The sequence below is a fragment of the Bacillus sp. FSL R5-0560 genome (assembly GCF_037966305.1).
GTDB classification, from domain to species: domain Bacteria; phylum Bacillota; class Bacilli; order Bacillales; family Bacillaceae; genus Bacillus; species Bacillus mojavensis.
In genome coordinates, this window is record NZ_CP150195.1 from 1,470,908 (window position 1) to 1,487,357 (window position 16,450).

The following is a 16,450-nucleotide window of genomic DNA, read 5'->3' on the forward strand; positions in this document are numbered from 1 at the left end:
ACCCTCCCAGTCGATCGAATGATATAAGTATAGCCGAAAAGAAGTGCAAAAAACATTCTCAAAAAAATGAAAAATAAACAAAATATTTGGGGGATTTGCTAAGATGAAAAAAGGGAGGGGAGCATATGCTGCATTTGTATATTGCCAGGCATGGACAGACGCATTGGAACGTAGAAAAAAGGATGCAGGGCTGGCTGGATTCTAGTCTAACAGAACTTGGGATGTACAACGCCCGTGCTCTTGGAAAACGGTTGAAGGATATTGAATTCAATCAGGTTTACATCAGCCCGAGCAAGCGGACAGAAGAGACGGCAAAAGCTATATTGGGATCGCGCCACCTGCCGCTGGTGAAAGATCGTATATTCAGAGAGATGTCACTGGGGCCTTGGGAAGGGAAAAAACAAGAGGATATTGAAAGAGACGAACCTGATCTTTTTCATGCTTATTTTCATCATCCTGAAGCATATCACCAGCCGGGATGTGAAAGTTTTTTTGACCTTGAAAGCCGGGTAAGACTGGCTCTCCAATCGATTTTAAACAGCCATTCTTCCGGGAATGTTCTTCTGGTTACCCATTCTGTCTTTATATTGATGCTGTTAAATATCATAAACGGAAGAGGCATTCATGACATATGGAACTCCTCTTACATACATGATACGTCTTTGAGCCTTGTGGCATTTGATAAAAACGGAACAGCCGATATTTTAAAAGAAGGGGATGGAGAGCATCGAAAACCGATTTCCGTTTTCTAAAAGAAAAACCATCTGCATCTGCAGATGGTTTTCATCTTATACAAGCTGTGTTTGCTTGGCTCTTGCCTGTTTTGCCGCTTCAACCATATTTTTTAAGGCTGCGACTGTTTCTTCCTGCTGTCTTGTTTTTAAACCGCAGTCAGGATTTACCCAAAAACGGTCAGTCGGACATACGGCAAGCGCATCAACGATAATGTTGTACATTTCTTCAGTTGACGGGACACGGGGACTGTGAATGTCATAAACACCAAGACCGAGTCCTTTCAAATACGGATGCTCTTTTAAGTAATCCAAAAATCCTCCGTGGCTTCTGCTGTGCTCGATCGTAATAACATCCGCGTCAAGATCATTAATCGTATCGACGATGTCTTCAAAGTTGCTGTAGCACATATGCGTATGAATTTGCGTCTCGTTTTTCACGGAAGAAGTGGTTAATCTGAAGGCTTCTGCCGCCCAAGTCAAATATTCATCCCAATCTTGGGTTTTTAATGGAAGACCTTCACGCAGCGCTGGTTCATCGACTTGAATGATTTGAATGCCTGCGTCTTCAAGCGCTTTTACTTCTTTGCGAAGGGCGAGCCCGATTTGGAACGCGATTTCTTTTCTCGAGATATCGTTCCGAGGGAAAGACCAATTTAAAATCGTAACAGGCCCTGTCAGCATTCCTTTTACATGCTTGGATGTTAACGATTGAGCGTATACAGTATCTTTTACTGTCATCGGTTCAATAAACTCTACATCTCCATAAATCACTGGCGGGCGGACACAGCGTGAGCCGTATGATTGAACCCAAGCGTATTTTGTGAAGGCAAAGCCGGCCAGCTTTTCACCGAAGTATTCGACCATGTCTGTCCGTTCGAATTCACCGTGAACAAGAACGTCAAGATCCAATTCTTCCTGAATATCAATCCATCTTTTCGTCTCCGCATTGATAAAGTTTTGGTATTGTTCATCAGACCACTCGTTTTTCCGCCATTTTTGGCGTGCGCTCCGCACTTCAGCAGACTGCGGGAAACTTCCGATCGTAGTCGTCGGCAAAAGCGGGAGGCCGAGAGATTCATTTTGCAGGGATAAACGTTCTTCAAACGGAATCGGGCGCTTGAAGTCTTTATCGCTTAACTGCTCCAGCTCTTTCTTTTGTTCAGAATTGGCGCCTGTTGCAAATTGTTTAAGCGCTAAAATATCAGCTTTCGCCTGCTGAATTTGCTCACTGATGGCGGCTTTGCCTGATACTAAGCCTTCTTTTAAAGCTGTCAGCTCTGCAAGCTTTTCTTTTGCGTAGGACAATCCGTTCAGCAGATCCTGTTCCAAATGCTCATCTGGGTGTTTCGCTACCGGAACATGGAGCAGGCTGCTGGAAGGCTGAATCCATAGTTCATCAACCTGTGCGAGGCTGAGGATATGAAGCACGGCATCGAGGCGTTCTTCAAGATCCGCTTTCCAAATGTTGCGGCCGTCTATAACGCCGGCTGCCAGCACTTTATCTTTCGGAAAGCCGTGTGCCTTAAGCTGTTCCAGGTTTCTGCCTTTATCATGAACGAAATCAAGCCCGATGCCCTGTACAGGATAAGAAACGAGCTCTTCATAAGCATCAACAGAATCGAAATACGTTTGCAAGAGCACATTCAAGGAAGAAAGCTCATTTGTGATGCTCTCGAATAACTCTTTTACGCCGCGTACATCCTCTGCTGAAGCGGTGACAAGCGCAGGTTCATCAATTTGCACCCATTTTACGCCTTCTTCTTCAAGCTCTTTTAAAAGCTGAACATATAAAGGAACGAGGCGCTTTTGAATTGCTTTAGCTTCAGATGGCTCGTAGCCTTTTGCAAGCGTGACGAACGTATAAGGGCCGACGATAACAGGTTTTGTTTCAACGCCGTACTCCTGTTTGATTCGGCGGTAATCTTCCAGCTGTTTGTTTCTTGTCAGGCGGAACTCTAGGCTCTCTTCATATTCAGGCACGATGTAATGGTAATTTGTATTAAACCATTTTGTCATTTCACTTGATACGGCGTCTTTTATTCCGCGGGCGATGGCGAAGTATGTATCTGTACGGTCAGTCAGGTGTCTGAAGCGTTGCGGGATCCAGTTGAAGCTGACCGCCGTGTCAAGAACGTGATCATACTGTGTGAAATCAGAAACAGGCACAACATCAATCTGCTGGTCAATTTGCGTTTTCACTGCGGATAAGAATAATTCATCGATTTGCTTCAAAAACGTATCTTTATCGCTGTTTCCTTTCCAATACGCTTCAAGCGATTTTTTCCATTCTCTGTTCAGTCCGATTCTTGGGAATCCTAAATTCGATGTTTTGATTGTTGTCATTGTTTCTCCTCCTTTATATGTAAAACACTCTTGTTGACCCGCGGATACAGGCTATTAAGAGGTTTTCTCACAACTAAAAAGCCTCTTTCCCATGAGAGAAAGAGGCTTTTTTACAAAACATATAGCCTCTCTCATCTCTCAGAAACAATCTGATGGAATTAGCACCGTGCCTTAAGAGATATAAATCTCGGCGCGAAAATCAGTGCGCCCCATTTCACAATGGAATTACGGTCGGTTGCTGTTGGGGTCAAAAGGCCAATCCCTCGCCCAACTCTCGATAAGAGAAAATGTTATTAATTTTTTGAAAAGTTGAATCATTTGTTGGTAATCTTAACAGCAAGTCAAATTCATTGTCAACAGAGATTTTAAATTTTATTTTACAAATTACGGGATATATTATATGAGAAAAATAATATTATAGGGTCAGTAAATGTGACTGCTCTGCTTTCTCCGACAGCTCATCAGGAGCAGTTAAATACAGGAATCCATTCCCCGCCAATGTTTTTGCGATATCGAGCGGAAGTGTCCTGCGGATCAGCTGCGCATAAAGCTCAGATTCAGAAAGCTCTCTTTGAAAAGATTCTTCTTCAAAGCTTTTAATTAAAGCAAGCGCTCCGCTGACATGAGGGGCAGCCATTGAAGTGCCCGTCAGCTTCCCGTATTTCTTGTTGGGAAGAGTGGATAAAATGTTTTCACCAGGTGCAACAAGATCAATTTCTTTGTTTGCGTTTGAAAATTCTGACGATTCTCGCGCTACGGAAACCGATCCAACCGCAATCACATCATTATACGCAGCAGGATAGGAAAGCTCCTCTGTGCGTTCGTCGCCGTCACCTTCATTTCCCGCGGCACAAACGACTAGCACTCCGTTTTTGACGGCGTTTTTGACTGCTTCCTCCAGTTCAGGCACATCGCTCGGTCCGCCAAGGGACATTGAGATGATATCAGCCTTTTGCTCAACAGCATAGTTAATGCCGTTAATAATCCATTCGTACTTTCCGCTGCCGTTTTCACCGCCAAGCACCTTTACAATTAAAAGGCTTGCCTCAGGCGCGACTCCGGCAATGCCGCCGTTTGAATCGTTAGCCGCAATCGTTCCGGCAACGTGAGTGCCGTGTCCGTTGTAGTCGGAAATGGCATCTTCCTTGCCGCCGTCATCATCTGTGAAATTCTTGCCGCCGATGATTTGGTTTTTCAGATCGGGATGGCTTGTATCGCAGCCGGTGTCCAATACAGCAATTGTTACATCTTTGCCTTTAACCCCTTTTGCCCACACTTCTGGCGCCTTAATCACTTTAATACCCTCAGGAAGCTCGTTCACATCCATAATCTGCTCATTCGTCACATACGGGATCAAGCGGATTTCACCATTCATAAAAAAGCCCTCCTTTTTTATGCCTGCAAGTGGATACAAGGGTGTTATCTCACATTATATGAAAAAAACAGCCGCTCGGACAGAGTCGTTTGAAGCATTTTGAAAAAATAGGATACAATCCAATGGATTAGTCATTTTCAAAATAATGGGTGGGTTTAGCGTGTATGACTGGGATTCAGCTGTCAGTCAAGTTATAATAGAAGCTGGGAAAGGAGCAGTGTGATGAAACTGAATGAAAAAATATTTGCGTTTTTTTCTGAGCATGTAGAACAAATGGCTGAGGAATGGATTGACACAATGGAGGAAAGCGATCCGAATTCAATTTATGCCTTACATAATGCAACTGTAACCGAGGAGCTGAAAGAGCAGGACAGAGAGTTCTACCGGCATCTGAATTACATGTATGTTTTACCGGAAAAACAATTTCTCGATGAATTTCAACAATGGGTTATTGAGCTGACGAATGATCAAAAACATCTCGAGACCCCGGTGCAATACGTCATCCGTGAGTTTATGAGAAACCGAAGATTATATACGAAGTATTTTGAGAAATTCGCAAAAGAAAACGAGTCGGCATTTGGACCGGGAGAAAAACAAAAATGGGCTAATTTGATTGTGAAAGTTTTTGATTTTACCATTTATACATTCGTCGATCACGCTGAATCGAATGCAAAACAGCAATTAAATGCCCAGAGAGAAATGATACTGGAATTAAGTTCGCCTGTCATTACTCTGAGCAAAACGACAGCTCTGCTGCCGCTTGTCGGTGATATTGATACTGAACGGGCAAAGTTTATTCTCGAGAACACGCTTAGTGCATGTGCGAAAAGACGCATTGAGCATCTGTTAATCGATCTTTCAGGTGTCGTGGTTGTGGATACAATGGTGGCGCATCAAATCTTTAGATTGATTGAGGCGCTTACTTTAATCGGTGTCAGATCCACATTGTCTGGAATCAGGCCAGAAATCGCGCAAACCGCTGTACAGCTTGGTATTGATTTTACGAACATTAATATTAAAACCAATCTTGCCCAAGCATTGAACTATCATCAATAATGAGAAAGCCGCTATTCAACATAGCGGCTTTTTTATGAGGTAAAACATAAAGACACAAGAAAAGATCCTGCGAATAACAAGAGAACGATGAAAAAGAACAGCCAGTCGCGCAGGCTGACGGTAAGCGACCGGTAATACGTCCGGTTTCGGCTGCCTGTAAATCCTTTTGATTCCATCGCAAGAGCTGTTCGTTCCGCTTTTCTGATCGCACTTGCTAATAACGGGATTGTATAGCGCTTTAACGCGCTTATTTTTTCTTTTAAGCCATTTTCCGCCGCCCCGCCTCGGATTTTATGTGCCTGCTGGATCAGCTGGACCTCCTCTTTTAACAGAGGGAGAAAACGAAATCCGGCAATGACGCCATATGCGAGCTTCGGGGACAGCTTACACTGTTGCACAAGACTCAGCATAAATAGAATTGGATCGGTTGTAAAAACAAACATCATCGATAAGGCAGAAAAGCACAAAATCCGAAACCCGAGTGAGACGCCGACAGCCACATTTTCACTGTTGATCGAAAAAGGGCCGGCTTGGAACAGAATATTATCTGCAGTCGTGGGAATTTTGCCGAAAACAGCGGCTGTCCATACGCAGCCGAATGCTAAAATCAAAAACGGAATCGTGAACAAAAGCCATTTTTTCAGCGGTATTCTGGCCGCAAACAGGACACCCGCAACAATTATGATATAAAAGCACGCCGGTGTGTAAGGATTGTAAATAAACGACAGCATGACGACACAGCAAAAAACCGCCGCTGCTTTTACTGCCGGGTTAATGAGATGTAACGGCTGCTTCATCGCGCACCTCCTGCTGGTATGTCATCCATTCATATCGAAGGGGGAGGGTGAGCTTTGCTTTTTGGACGAGCTCGGCTTCCTTAGAAAATAATTGTTCCGGTGTTCCGTCAAAGGCCAAATGTGTGTCGTGAAGCACAAGCACGCTGTCAGCATATGAAGATACAAGCTCCATATCGTGTGTGATCATAAGAACAGCGGTGCCTTCTGCCTGGATATGCTGAATCATCTCCATACATTCAGCTGCTGTTTTGGCGTCTTGCCCAAAGGTCGGTTCGTCTAAAAGCAAGACCTTTACATCATGCATCAGCATGGTAGCGACACTCAGCCGCCGTTTTTGCCCTTGGCTGATCACAAACGGATGGTGGTCCGCCAAATGTGCAAGACCGAAGCGTTGCAGCAGATTCTGCGCTCTTTTCTCGGTTTCGGCATTTGCCGTATGGCCGAACAGCAGCTCATCATATACTGTATCAGTCACAAACTGGTGCTCTGGATTTTGGAAAACAAACCCCAATTGTTTACGAAGCTCTTTTTCTTTGTAAGACTCCAGCGGCTTATCATGCAGAAGAATCTTGCCACTGTTCGCTTTGAGCAAACGGGCGAGAACAGATAACAGCGTAGATTTTCCTGTGCCGTTTGGCCCGACCATTGCTGTCAAAGAGCCTGCACGCAATGAAAAACTGATGTCTTTGAAAATGGTCTGCTGTCCTCTTGAAAACGATAAGTTCTTGACCTGCACTGCATGTTCAGCAGAAAGAACCACAGCTTCTTCAGTATGCCCAGCAGGGAAGGGTTCCTTGAACAGCGTTTCCTTTGACAATGTAAACGGGATAATCACATTTTCTTGTAAGTCACAAATTTTTGGCACAGCGATTCCCATTGTTCTTAACATGTTTGAGTGATGCTGAAACATATCCGTAGTCGGCCCGTCTAAGGCTTTCTTGCCTGCTCCATCCAGTACAATTGTTCTTTCAACCCAAGGCGCCCACTCATCAAGCTGATGTTCGATGACGAGAAGGCCGAAGCCTTTTTCCTGCTGAAGCTCTTTGATCATTTGAACGAATTCCCGCGCTGAATAAGGATCTAAAAGGGAAGTCGGTTCATCCAGAATAATGAGCTCAGGCTCCATCGCCAAAATACAGGCGAGCGCGACTTTTTGCTTCAGGCCCCCTGACAGAGTAGAAATTGTGCTTTTCTTTAAATGAGAGATGTGTAATTTATCCAGAACCGCATCAATTTTCTTTGCCATTTCTTCTTGAGGAACTTGCAAATTTTCCAATCCGAAGGCGATTTCGTCCTCCACTGTCAGCATACAAAACTGCTGATCAGGGTCCTGAAAGACGACTCCGACATGCTGAGCGATCGTTTCAGAGGTTTCATCATCAGTGATCGGTTTTTGAAATAAGAATACATGCCCGGACAGCACCCCGTCACAAGCTTCGGGGTAAAGTCCGTTTAAACAGAGGGCAAGCGAGCTTTTTCCGCACCCGCTCGGTCCTGACAATAAAGCGCATTCTCCTTTTAGGAGCTCAAACGTTATCTCTTGAAAAATCGGTTTCTCGTTTTCTTCATATGAAAAACGAAGCCGGTCAACCGAAAGTAACGTATTATAGGCTTGCATGATTAGATACCCGTTTCCGTTTCTTTTTCAGTTCCTTTCCCAGCGCCATTCCGTTTAAGACGCCCGTATATGCGAGAGAATCGCTGATAGCTTTTCCAAGAAGCCCGGCCAGAACCGCACCTGAAACGAGACGGATCACAAGCATAATGAGCAGGTAGCCTGGTGAATACGTCGCATAACCGGAAACAAAGAGATCATAAATAAAGCTGGCCACCGAAGACCCCATACCCGCCAGAAGCAGCACAGGAAGGGAATATGCTTTCCAGCGTGTCGCAAGAAATACTGCTTCTGCTCCGAGACCTTGAACAACGCCGATCACGATAACCATCGGGCCTGAAGGATTTCCCAGCAAACATTCAACGAGAGCTGCGATGACTTCAGATACAAGGGCAGCCCCCGGTTTGCGAATGATGTACGCGGCAATCACCGACACGATAAACCAAATGCCGTATATCGGTTCATAAGCGATGGGCCCGAACATCCCTGCAAGTACGTTTCCAAAATGAGTGAATACTAAATAAACAATGGCAAAAACAATACTGATTACAGACATGATGACAATTTCTTTTACTTTCCAGCTTTTCATTTTATCCCTGCTTTCTGTTTTCTTGATGGACTGTTTGCCGAGAAGTTCACGGTCATTGCGACGTGTGTTGTTTGCTGATTTGCCATGCGGAAAGCGGCTTCCAGCGTTCGGAACACGTCGTGTGCATCTCCGTCTAGCTCACTTGCGTAATGAACACCCTGTACAAAGGTGCCGTCAGCCTTAGCGATTTCAACAGCTTTCATGATGATGTCCATATAATCCGGCTCATTCATCGGATAAAGTGCAAATTGGCATGGAGCCTCTGCTTTCAGGGTATGGACAAATTCTTCGTTGACACGCTTTTCATCTGCTGTCAGAAATGTATCTCCTTGTGTATCGCCGGGGCAGCCGATGGAAAACGTCCCGTTCATAACGATGTGTTTTTCGCTATTTGCTGCATAAAGGTAGATGGCTTTGGCGGCGTCGAATACATGCTCGATCGATCCGCGCAAAACTGTGCTGATATGATCGGTTTTTGTCCAAACCTTTGACGTATCGGTTTTTTTCAGCGCAGACTTGATCACACTGATAAAATCATCCGTCATTGGGTATAAAGAGAACCGAAAACCGGCGATTCTGCTTGTACCGCATAAGTTGTCCATTTCTCTGACCTCCTGTTTTTTTGGTAAAATAAAAAACTGCATATCCTTAGGGAATATGCAGTCATAGATCGAGTAAGCGCACGAAAAAATACACCTTTCGGTCAACCTGCACTTCCCCACGCTGGTATTATCCAGATCGGGTCATAAGGGATCAAAGCGCGTTTTTTCGCGCTTTATCTCAGCCATAACAGCACCCCTAGTGCTTTCCGTATACAATTTTTTATTTTGACATCATAATAGATGATAAGAATCATTTTGTAAACAATGAAATCATTTTTTTCATATAGGAACATGAGAGGATGATCGGATTTGGAAAAAGGGCACATATTAATTGTGGAAGATGAAGAAAAAATCGCCAGGGTCCTTCAGCTTGAATTGGAATATGAAGGATACAGCGTGACCATCAAACATAATGGCACTGAAGGGCTTGACGCGGCCGCCGAAGGTTCGTATTCCCTGCTGCTGCTTGATGTCATGCTGCCTGGGATGAGCGGGCTTGAAGTGCTGCGCCGGCTGAGGAAAACAGATCAAGGAACACCGGTTATTTTATTAACCGCCCGCGACAGCATTCCAGATAAGGTAACAGGGCTGGACATCGGTGCGAATGACTATGTCACCAAGCCGTTTGAAATTGAAGAATTGCTTGCCAGAATCCGAGCGGCACTTCGCCAAACCGGAAGCAAAACAGAGGATATCGGCACATTTTTGACATATGACGATTTGCAAGTAAACGAAAAAACACGTGAAGTCAGACGGGGAGACAAAGAAGTTGAATTAACGCCCCGGGAATTTGATTTGCTTGTCTATATGCTGAAGCATCCGCAACAAGTGCTGACGAGGGAGCAAATTCTCAGCTCTGTATGGGGGTTTGATTACATCGGTGATACAAATGTCGTCGACGTGTACATAAGGTATATCAGAAAAAAATTGGACTATCCTTACGAAAAACAGCTGATTCATACCGTGCGCGGAGTCGGCTATACCATTAAGGGGTAAATGATGAAGCTGAAGACTAAGATTCATCTTTATACATCTATTTGGCTGTTGATTTTATTAATGTTGGTCCATACTGCGGTCTATCTCATTTTTTCATCGGCACTCACCTCAAAGGATGCAGCCCGTCTTGCTGATGAAACGGACAATATCGCCGAAGCTCTTCATACCGCCGAAACACAAGGAGTGGCTTTGCAGGATATGCTGCAGGCGTATCTTCCGGCAAACGGAATGGTACGGATAGTGAATGCGGATCAGAAAGCCGTTATGACTATCACCAAGGAAAAAGCATATAAAGACTTCCCTCTTACTTTTCACAGCGGAGAAACGACAGACGTGACAAAGCATAAAGGCAAACTGTTTGCAGCAGCAGCTGTCCCTGTCATTTGGACAGATGGACAAGTCGTATCTCTTCAGCTCGTGGAAAGGCTGGAGCATACAGAAGAAAGTCTTTTTCTGCTAAAATTTATTTTAATTGCGGCCAGCGCAGCGGTCTGTATCGCTTCCTTCTTTGCCGGCAGCTTACTCGCCCGCCATATCATCAATCCAATCAGACAATTGGTGACAACGATGAAAGACATCCAGAGAGAAAAAGCATTCAAAATAATTTCTCTGGAAGGACAGTCGCACGACGAATTATATCAAATGGGGCTGACTTTTAATGAGATGGCGAGCATGCTGAAAGAGCACTACGACAAACAGCAGCAATTCGTCCAAGACGCTTCACACGAGCTGAAAACCCCGCTCACCATTATTGAAAGCTACAGCAATCTAATGAAACGCTGGGGGGCAAAAAGGCCTGAAGTGCTTGAGGAATCCATTGAAGCCATTCATTCGGAAGCGATCCATATGAAAAAACTGACCAATCAGCTGCTTACCCTGGCCAAGAGCCATAAAGAACTGGAGCTTGATCTGAAAACGGTTGACCTGATCGAAATATCGCGCGCCGTCATACAAACACTCCAGCCGGTTTATAAACGCGACATTTTTCTCGAGGCGGGCAAAGAGCATTTGCTCGTAACGGCAGATGAAGAACGCATAAAGCAGCTGCTGACGATTTTGCTTGATAATGCCATAAAGTATAGTGACAAGGGCATTGTGATTGCCGCAGGAACCAAAAACAGCCGGCCGTTTTTGTCTGTAAGGGATGAAGGGATCGGCATACCTGAGGAGCATCTCCCGCACCTGTTTGAACGTTTTTACCGGGCGGATGAGGCGCGTAACCGCAAAACAGGCGGAACGGGTTTAGGTCTATCCATTGCGAAACATATTGCCGATGAGCATGGCATTGACCTGTCTGTAAAAAGCAAACCGGGACAGGGAACAAATGTCACAATGCAATTTAGAGAACAGAATGGGGGAGCGCTATGACAAAACGAATGAAAACAGGAGCTGCGGCGGCGGCGGCAGCCGTTTTAGCCATTGTCATCTGCGCGGTTCTTATCATTCAGCAGACCCATGAGGACGTGCTGTCAAAGGAGGCAGTCATAAAAAAAGTAGAAGCCTCCTATGAAGGCGACATCACAAAAGTGACGCGATCCAATGATAAAAAAACGTATGATATGACTCTGGAAAATCCAAAAGGAATTTATTTTCTGAAAGCTGATGCTAAATCGGGTGACATATTGTCAATGAACAGAGTGAAAGAGACGAACACATCTGACATGACAGAAAAAGAAGCTGAGCAGCTTGCTCTGGTGCGGGTGCCGGGCACCGTCAAAAAAAACACGCGAAAACATGGAGTTGCGTCGTATACCATTCAAAAAAATAATGGGGAAACATACGAAGTGAAGGTAGATATGAAGACAAAAGCGGTGGTGTCCGCTGATAAAATCAGCAGCAAAGACAAACAAAAGACAACAATTTCGGAAAAAGAGGCAAAAGCCATCGCAGAGCGTGAAGCTGGAGGAAAAGCAGATGACGCCGATTTGGAAGAAAGCGAAGGCACTCTCCTGTTTGAAGTAGATGTTGACCTCCCGAATGACAAGGAAGCTACAGTGAAAATAAACGCCTATACCGGCAAAGTTTCTAATATTATCTATGAAGACTAATGGTTTTCTCATCAAATTCTCATCTTTCTCTCGTTTTCCTTTCATGTTGAGTGTGTAAACTGAACTCATAACAAAACAAGGGAGGAATCACATATGCTGAAGAAGAGATGGATGATAGGCATATTAGCAGGTTGTTTAGCGGCCGGAGGATTCAGCTACAACGCGCTTGCGAAAGAAAATAATGAACATACACAGTCTGTTTCTGGAACTGGCGGACTTACTGAACAAGAAGCGGAGTCCATTGCCAAAACAGTTGTTGACGGAACAGTGGATGACATCGACAGAGACATCTATAACGGCAAAGAAGCCTATGAAGTTGAAATCGAAAAAGACGGCGAAGATTATGATGTTTATGTGGATATCAAGACCAAACAAGCTCTCAATGACCCGTTAAAAGAGAAAAAAGAGCAAGTTGTTTTGACAAAAGAAAAAGCAGAACAGATTGCTCTAAAGCAAACAGCTGGAACCGTCACAGAAAGCAAGCTGGATGAAGACGATGGTGCGTACATCTACGAAATTGAGGTTCAAACGAAACAAGGGACTGAAGCAGAATTTGACATCTCTGCAAAGGACGGACGTATAATTAAACAGGAATTAGACGACTAACCCCGCACACGCGGGGTTTTTTTCATGATAACGAACGGTTTTTTGGAGAATCTAATGAGTAAAGGAGGCGAAGCGCATGGAAAAGAAAGAAGAACAATACATCAATCAGGCTGAGTATGTTCCACATCCGACGAAGGAAGGGGAGTACGCCTTATTTCTTCATGAAACCTATCATTTGCTTTCTGAAGATGATGAAACGCAAACAACAGAATAAGGGCTTAAGGCCCTTATTTTATTTCATCTGATGAGGTGTAAACGCATTAATAACTTTTTTAAGTTGACATAGCTTGTTTTTTTCTGTAATCTCAGTGTGTCAATTCAATTACGAACTTCGTTAGGTGAGGCTCCTGTATGGAGATACGCTGCTGCCCAAAAATGTCCAAAGACGCCAATGGGTCAACAGAAATCATCGACATAAGGTGATTTTTAATGCAGCTGGATATTGCTCCTATGCCATACAGTGCTAAAGCTCTACGATTGAAGGCGCCCGCACGCTTTTTTTGCCGTGCTTCTTTCCCCTTCAATCCAGAAGGCTTTTTTTATGCCTTGAAAACGAAATGCTGAACAAAAAGGAGGTGCGGAGTATGGATTCTCCCCATTCGAGTCAATCTGAAGAAGTACCCATATACTATGACAGCGAGACAATTGATCACACGATGAGGAGACGATCTGCCGCACCTTCTGGCGAGGCCGGCACGTCTCCGTAGAGGAGGTACGAGTCCCAATGGTTCAAAACATGACCTATGACGAACTCATTTTACGCATCATTATATTATTGCGAGACGGAAAAATCAGGGATTTCAGAAGTGTTATTGATGAGCTTCAGCCCTATGATATGGCGTTTATTTTTAAAGAAATGCCGGAAAAACACCGCGCCCGCTATTTATCTTATTTAACTGTTGATGATATTACTGATATGATCGGCGAGCTGGAACGGGAATTTCAGCTAGCCGTCTTAAATAAAGTCGGAAAAACAAAAGCAACACTCGCGATGAACAAAATGGACAACGATGACCTCGCTCAATTGCTTGAAGAAATGGATGAAGAGCTGAAGGATCAGCTTTTATCCAGCATGGAGGCCTCAGAGTCAAAAGCCGTTCAGCTCCTTATGAATTACCCGGCTGATTCAGCGGGGCGCATGATGACCAACCGTTATGTGTGGATTCCTCAGCATTACACGGTAAAAGACGCGGTCGTCAAACTAAAAAGTTTCGCGGAAATCGCAGAGTCTATCAACTACTTATATGTCATAAATGACAGTAAGCAGCTTGTCGGCGTTTTGTCATATCGCGATTTGATTCTCGGGGAACCGGAAGAAAAGGTACAAGACTTGATGTTTACCCGTGTCATCGCAGCAGACGCGCTTCAAGATCAGGAAGAAGTGGCGCGGCTGATTGAACGTTACGATTTCTTAGCGATTCCGATCGTGGAAGAAAACAATGTGCTTGTCGGGATCGTGACGGTCGATGATATCATCGATGTCGTTATTCGGGAAGCCGATGAGGATTACGAAAAATTCGCCGCTTCAGGTAAAGCCATTACCTTCGATACAAAAGCATATGTTGCAGCATACCGCCGCCTTCCATGGCTGATCCTGCTCTTGTTCATTGGGCTGATTTCAGGCAGCATCATGAGCTATTTTGAAGATACGCTGAAGCAGGTCGTGGCGCTGGCATTCTTTATGCCGATGGTGTCAGGGATGACAGGGAATACAGGAACACAGTCTCTCGCGGTTGTCATCAGAGGTTTATCTAAAGAAGAAATGAATAAAAAAACGATTATGAAACTGATTTTTCGGGAACTCAGAACGAGTATTTATATCGGTGTGGTCTGCTCTGTCTTAATTACGGTGATCGCCATCATATGGCAGGGGAATGTACTTTTAGGATTTGTTGTCGGCTCTTCACTGCTGCTGACCTTGATTATCGGCACGATGTCCGGAACAATCATCCCTATTATTCTGCACAGACTTAATGTAGACCCGGCCATTGCGTCAGGCCCGCTCATTACGACGCTAAATGATATCTTGTCTTTATTAATTTATTTTGGTATTGCAACTGCATTCATTCACTCATTATAAACGATAAAAGTCCGTCTCAGATTGCGAGGCGGACTTTTATCGTTTATCGGTTTTTGTACCTAAAGTGAGCATTAAGCTGCCCCTCCAGCATTTTTTTCCGCACTTGCGGATCGTTTTTTACCATTTGTTCTTTTTTGCGCATATCTTTTAAAATTTCAGCCGTCTGCACGCCGTCTTCGCGTTTGTTGGCGATATCCATCAGCCGCTCGACATCTGCAAAAGAATATTTTCTCGTTCCCCTTGAAGAACGCTGCGGATAAATCAGCTTCCGCTCCTCATAATACCTGATCTGTCTTACGGACAATCCTGTCAATTCACTGACAATCCCAATTGAAATCACTTTTTTGTCTTTATAAGAATGATCTTCTGTGGTCATTTTTCCACCCCTGGATGTCTTTTGATAATAGTATATAAAAAACATAGAGAAAAAACCTGACGCTTGTTATATTTTCTAACATGAAATAACAGATTTTTGAAAAAATACGGCAGAAAAATTAACAAGAATGATGCGTAACCGATAAGCGCGCTTTATCCTATAATAAAGATTAATGAGGAGGAAGGATAAGCATGGAGGAAGAAAAAGCGGTCTCATTGGCAAAGGAAATAATCGAGTTGGATATGAAACGGGATGAAATGCTTGAAACGTTTATGCAGCTTGCCGGAGAACATGCTTTTCAGCTTTTAAGATCAGTTCAAAACGGACTTTACCGAAAATCTTCGTAAACATAAATTCTTTACACTGGATTCATACCACGTTCATTTAAAAAGAGTATCTTATGAAAAGGATACCTCAAAATGAAGGAGGACGCTATGAGTAATTTATTGAAATCAGCATTAGAAAAAGAACGAAGCCATTATTCAGAAAAACTCTTTCAAATCGGAGTTTATAATAAAGAAGTAATGAACAAAATGACACTTTCTGAATTGCGAAAGGAATACGCATATTTCTTTCGCAGCATTCCATATCACCAAAAAAATCCTTATACAAAATAACGTATAAGGATTTTTTTGTTTCCTGAAAAGGAATTTCTCGAATTATAGCGAATAAAAATAATAAGGGCATTAAACTCTTATTATATGTAAGGGTTTTCATTATTTTTTTATAAAAATTCTATATACGGGGTAGATATGATGAGATTATCGTTTAACGAAGAAGAAGTTGAGCGTGCGATGAATTTGTACAGGGTTTTTGCAAGGGCTTTCAAAAGTGTTTCTGAACACAGCATCCGTGACAGCAAAGAGCACGGCTTCAATCCCACAGAATTTGCCGTACTGGAACTTTTGTATACGAGAGGCCCGCAAAAATTACAGCAAATTGGGTCGAGACTTCTGCTTGTAAGCGGAAACGTCACATATGTCATTGACAAGCTAGAAAGAAACGGGTTTTTAGTCAGGGAGCAGGACCCGAAAGATAAACGCTCTGTTTACGCGCATCTCACCGATAAAGGGAATGAGTATTTGGATAAGATCTATCCAATTCATGCGCTCCGTATAGCGAGAGCGTTTTCAGGCCTTTCGTCTGATGAGCAGGACCAGCTGATCCTCCTGCTGAAGAAAGCTGGCATCCACAGCCAGCATTTACTGTTTCGTTAGCCATTTCACACTCTCT

19 protein-coding genes and 3 riboswitches are annotated in these 16,450 nt (G+C 43.9%); of the genes, 12 read left to right on the plus strand and 7 right to left on the minus strand.

The window, feature by feature from the left end; genetic code table 11:
* Positions 1-125: 125 nt before the first annotated feature.
* Complete coding sequence (locus tag NST56_RS07645; RefSeq protein ID WP_339181133.1) at positions 126-752, plus strand: histidine phosphatase family protein; 627 nt, start codon at positions 126-128, stop codon at positions 750-752.
* 36 nt (positions 753-788) lie between these two features.
* On the opposite strand, the gene metE is transcribed toward NST56_RS07645, so the two are convergent.
* Both metE and isp read right to left on the minus strand, forming a co-directional pair.
* On the minus strand, positions 789-3,077 hold the full coding sequence (gene metE, locus NST56_RS07650; RefSeq protein ID WP_339181136.1) for a 5-methyltetrahydropteroyltriglutamate--homocysteine S-methyltransferase: 2,289 nt from the start codon (positions 3,075-3,077) through the stop codon (positions 789-791).
* 128 nt (positions 3,078-3,205) lie between these two features.
* Positions 3,206-3,361, minus strand: a riboswitch (SAM riboswitch).
* A 131-nt stretch (positions 3,362-3,492) separates the two neighbouring features.
* Positions 3,493-4,452 (minus strand): serine protease Isp, encoded by a 960-nt coding sequence (gene isp / locus NST56_RS07655; protein WP_326197165.1) that lies wholly within the window; start codon positions 4,450-4,452, stop codon positions 3,493-3,495.
* Positions 4,453-4,674: 222 nt separating this feature from the next.
* On the opposite strand from isp, the gene NST56_RS07660 reads away from it, so the two are divergent.
* Positions 4,675-5,508 carry an STAS domain-containing protein gene (locus NST56_RS07660; protein WP_339181139.1) on the plus strand — a complete coding sequence of 278 codons (834 nt, stop codon included), beginning with the start codon at positions 4,675-4,677 and terminating at the stop codon, positions 5,506-5,508.
* 32 nt (positions 5,509-5,540) lie between these two features.
* Here NST56_RS07660 and NST56_RS07665 read toward each other — a convergent pair whose 3' ends face one another.
* Genes NST56_RS07665 through NST56_RS07680 form a run of 4 tightly spaced genes read right to left on the minus strand, consistent with a single transcriptional unit; the run spans position 5,541 to position 9,111 of the window.
* Positions 5,541-6,305, minus strand: coding sequence for a CbiQ family ECF transporter T component (locus NST56_RS07665; RefSeq protein ID WP_326332826.1), 765 nt, complete (start codon positions 6,303-6,305; stop codon positions 5,541-5,543).
* On the minus strand, positions 6,280-7,923 hold the full coding sequence (locus NST56_RS07670) for an ABC transporter ATP-binding protein (RefSeq protein WP_339181141.1): 1,644 nt from the start codon (positions 7,921-7,923) through the stop codon (positions 6,280-6,282). The genes NST56_RS07665 and NST56_RS07670 overlap by 26 nt, the downstream gene beginning before the upstream one ends.
* Positions 7,910-8,509, minus strand: a complete 600-nt coding sequence (locus tag NST56_RS07675) for an ECF transporter S component (protein WP_339181145.1) — start codon at positions 8,507-8,509, stop codon at positions 7,910-7,912. Before NST56_RS07675 ends, NST56_RS07670 begins: the two co-directional genes overlap by 14 nt.
* The gene (locus NST56_RS07680; protein WP_268446391.1) at positions 8,506-9,111 is read right to left on the minus strand and encodes a YkoF family thiamine/hydroxymethylpyrimidine-binding protein; all 606 of its coding nucleotides are present in this window, start codon (positions 9,109-9,111) and stop codon (positions 8,506-8,508) included. Before NST56_RS07680 ends, NST56_RS07675 begins: the two co-directional genes overlap by 4 nt.
* A gap of 96 nt (positions 9,112-9,207) precedes the next feature.
* A riboswitch (TPP riboswitch) is annotated at positions 9,208-9,319 on the minus strand.
* A 101-nt stretch (positions 9,320-9,420) separates the two neighbouring features.
* On the opposite strand from NST56_RS07680, the gene ykoG reads away from it, so the two are divergent.
* From ykoG to mgtE, 7 genes are all read left to right on the plus strand, one after another.
* Positions 9,421-10,107: a two-component system response regulator YkoG gene (ykoG, locus tag NST56_RS07685; RefSeq protein WP_010333969.1), complete on the plus strand. Its 687-nt coding sequence runs from the start codon at positions 9,421-9,423 to the stop codon at positions 10,105-10,107.
* A gap of 3 nt (positions 10,108-10,110) precedes the next feature.
* Complete coding sequence (locus NST56_RS07690) at positions 10,111-11,475, plus strand: ATP-binding protein (RefSeq protein WP_339182125.1); 1,365 nt, start codon at positions 10,111-10,113, stop codon at positions 11,473-11,475.
* On the plus strand, positions 11,472-12,155 hold the full coding sequence (locus NST56_RS07695; protein WP_339181149.1) for a PepSY domain-containing protein: 684 nt from the start codon (positions 11,472-11,474) through the stop codon (positions 12,153-12,155). Before NST56_RS07690 ends, NST56_RS07695 begins: the two co-directional genes overlap by 4 nt.
* Before the next feature lie 93 nt (positions 12,156-12,248).
* A complete protein-coding gene (locus tag NST56_RS07700; protein ID WP_339181152.1) occupies positions 12,249-12,761 on the plus strand; it encodes a PepSY domain-containing protein in 513 nt (170 codons plus the stop codon).
* Positions 12,762-12,837: 76 nt separating this feature from the next.
* Positions 12,838-12,975, plus strand: coding sequence for a transcriptional regulator SplA domain-containing protein (locus NST56_RS07705; RefSeq protein WP_003218541.1), 138 nt, complete (start codon positions 12,838-12,840; stop codon positions 12,973-12,975).
* Positions 12,976-13,084: 109 nt separating this feature from the next.
* Positions 13,085-13,250, plus strand: a riboswitch (M-box (ykoK) riboswitch).
* A 95-nt stretch (positions 13,251-13,345) separates the two neighbouring features.
* Positions 13,346-13,468: a hypothetical protein gene (locus NST56_RS07710; RefSeq protein WP_267495994.1), complete on the plus strand. Its 123-nt coding sequence runs from the start codon at positions 13,346-13,348 to the stop codon at positions 13,466-13,468.
* A 17-nt stretch (positions 13,469-13,485) separates the two neighbouring features.
* Positions 13,486-14,841: a magnesium transporter gene (gene mgtE, locus NST56_RS07715; RefSeq protein ID WP_339181157.1), complete on the plus strand. Its 1,356-nt coding sequence runs from the start codon at positions 13,486-13,488 to the stop codon at positions 14,839-14,841.
* A 43-nt stretch (positions 14,842-14,884) separates the two neighbouring features.
* Here the strand turns inward: mgtE and tnrA are convergent, their stop codons facing one another.
* Positions 14,885-15,217, minus strand: coding sequence for a MerR family transcriptional regulator TnrA (gene tnrA / locus NST56_RS07720; RefSeq protein ID WP_003239028.1), 333 nt, complete (start codon positions 15,215-15,217; stop codon positions 14,885-14,887).
* Between the two features lie 191 nt (positions 15,218-15,408).
* On the opposite strand from tnrA, the gene NST56_RS07725 reads away from it, so the two are divergent.
* The 3 genes from NST56_RS07725 to NST56_RS07735 all read left to right on the plus strand — a co-directional run bounded on the left by NST56_RS07725 (position 15,409) and on the right by NST56_RS07735 (position 16,434).
* Positions 15,409-15,564 (plus strand): hypothetical protein, encoded by a 156-nt coding sequence (locus tag NST56_RS07725; protein ID WP_010333974.1) that lies wholly within the window; start codon positions 15,409-15,411, stop codon positions 15,562-15,564.
* Positions 15,565-15,651: 87 nt separating this feature from the next.
* Positions 15,652-15,834, plus strand: coding sequence for a hypothetical protein (locus tag NST56_RS07730; protein WP_010333975.1), 183 nt, complete (start codon positions 15,652-15,654; stop codon positions 15,832-15,834).
* A 135-nt stretch (positions 15,835-15,969) separates the two neighbouring features.
* Positions 15,970-16,434, plus strand: a complete 465-nt coding sequence (locus tag NST56_RS07735) for a MarR family transcriptional regulator (protein ID WP_081638289.1) — start codon at positions 15,970-15,972, stop codon at positions 16,432-16,434.
* Positions 16,435-16,450 lie beyond the last annotated feature (16 nt).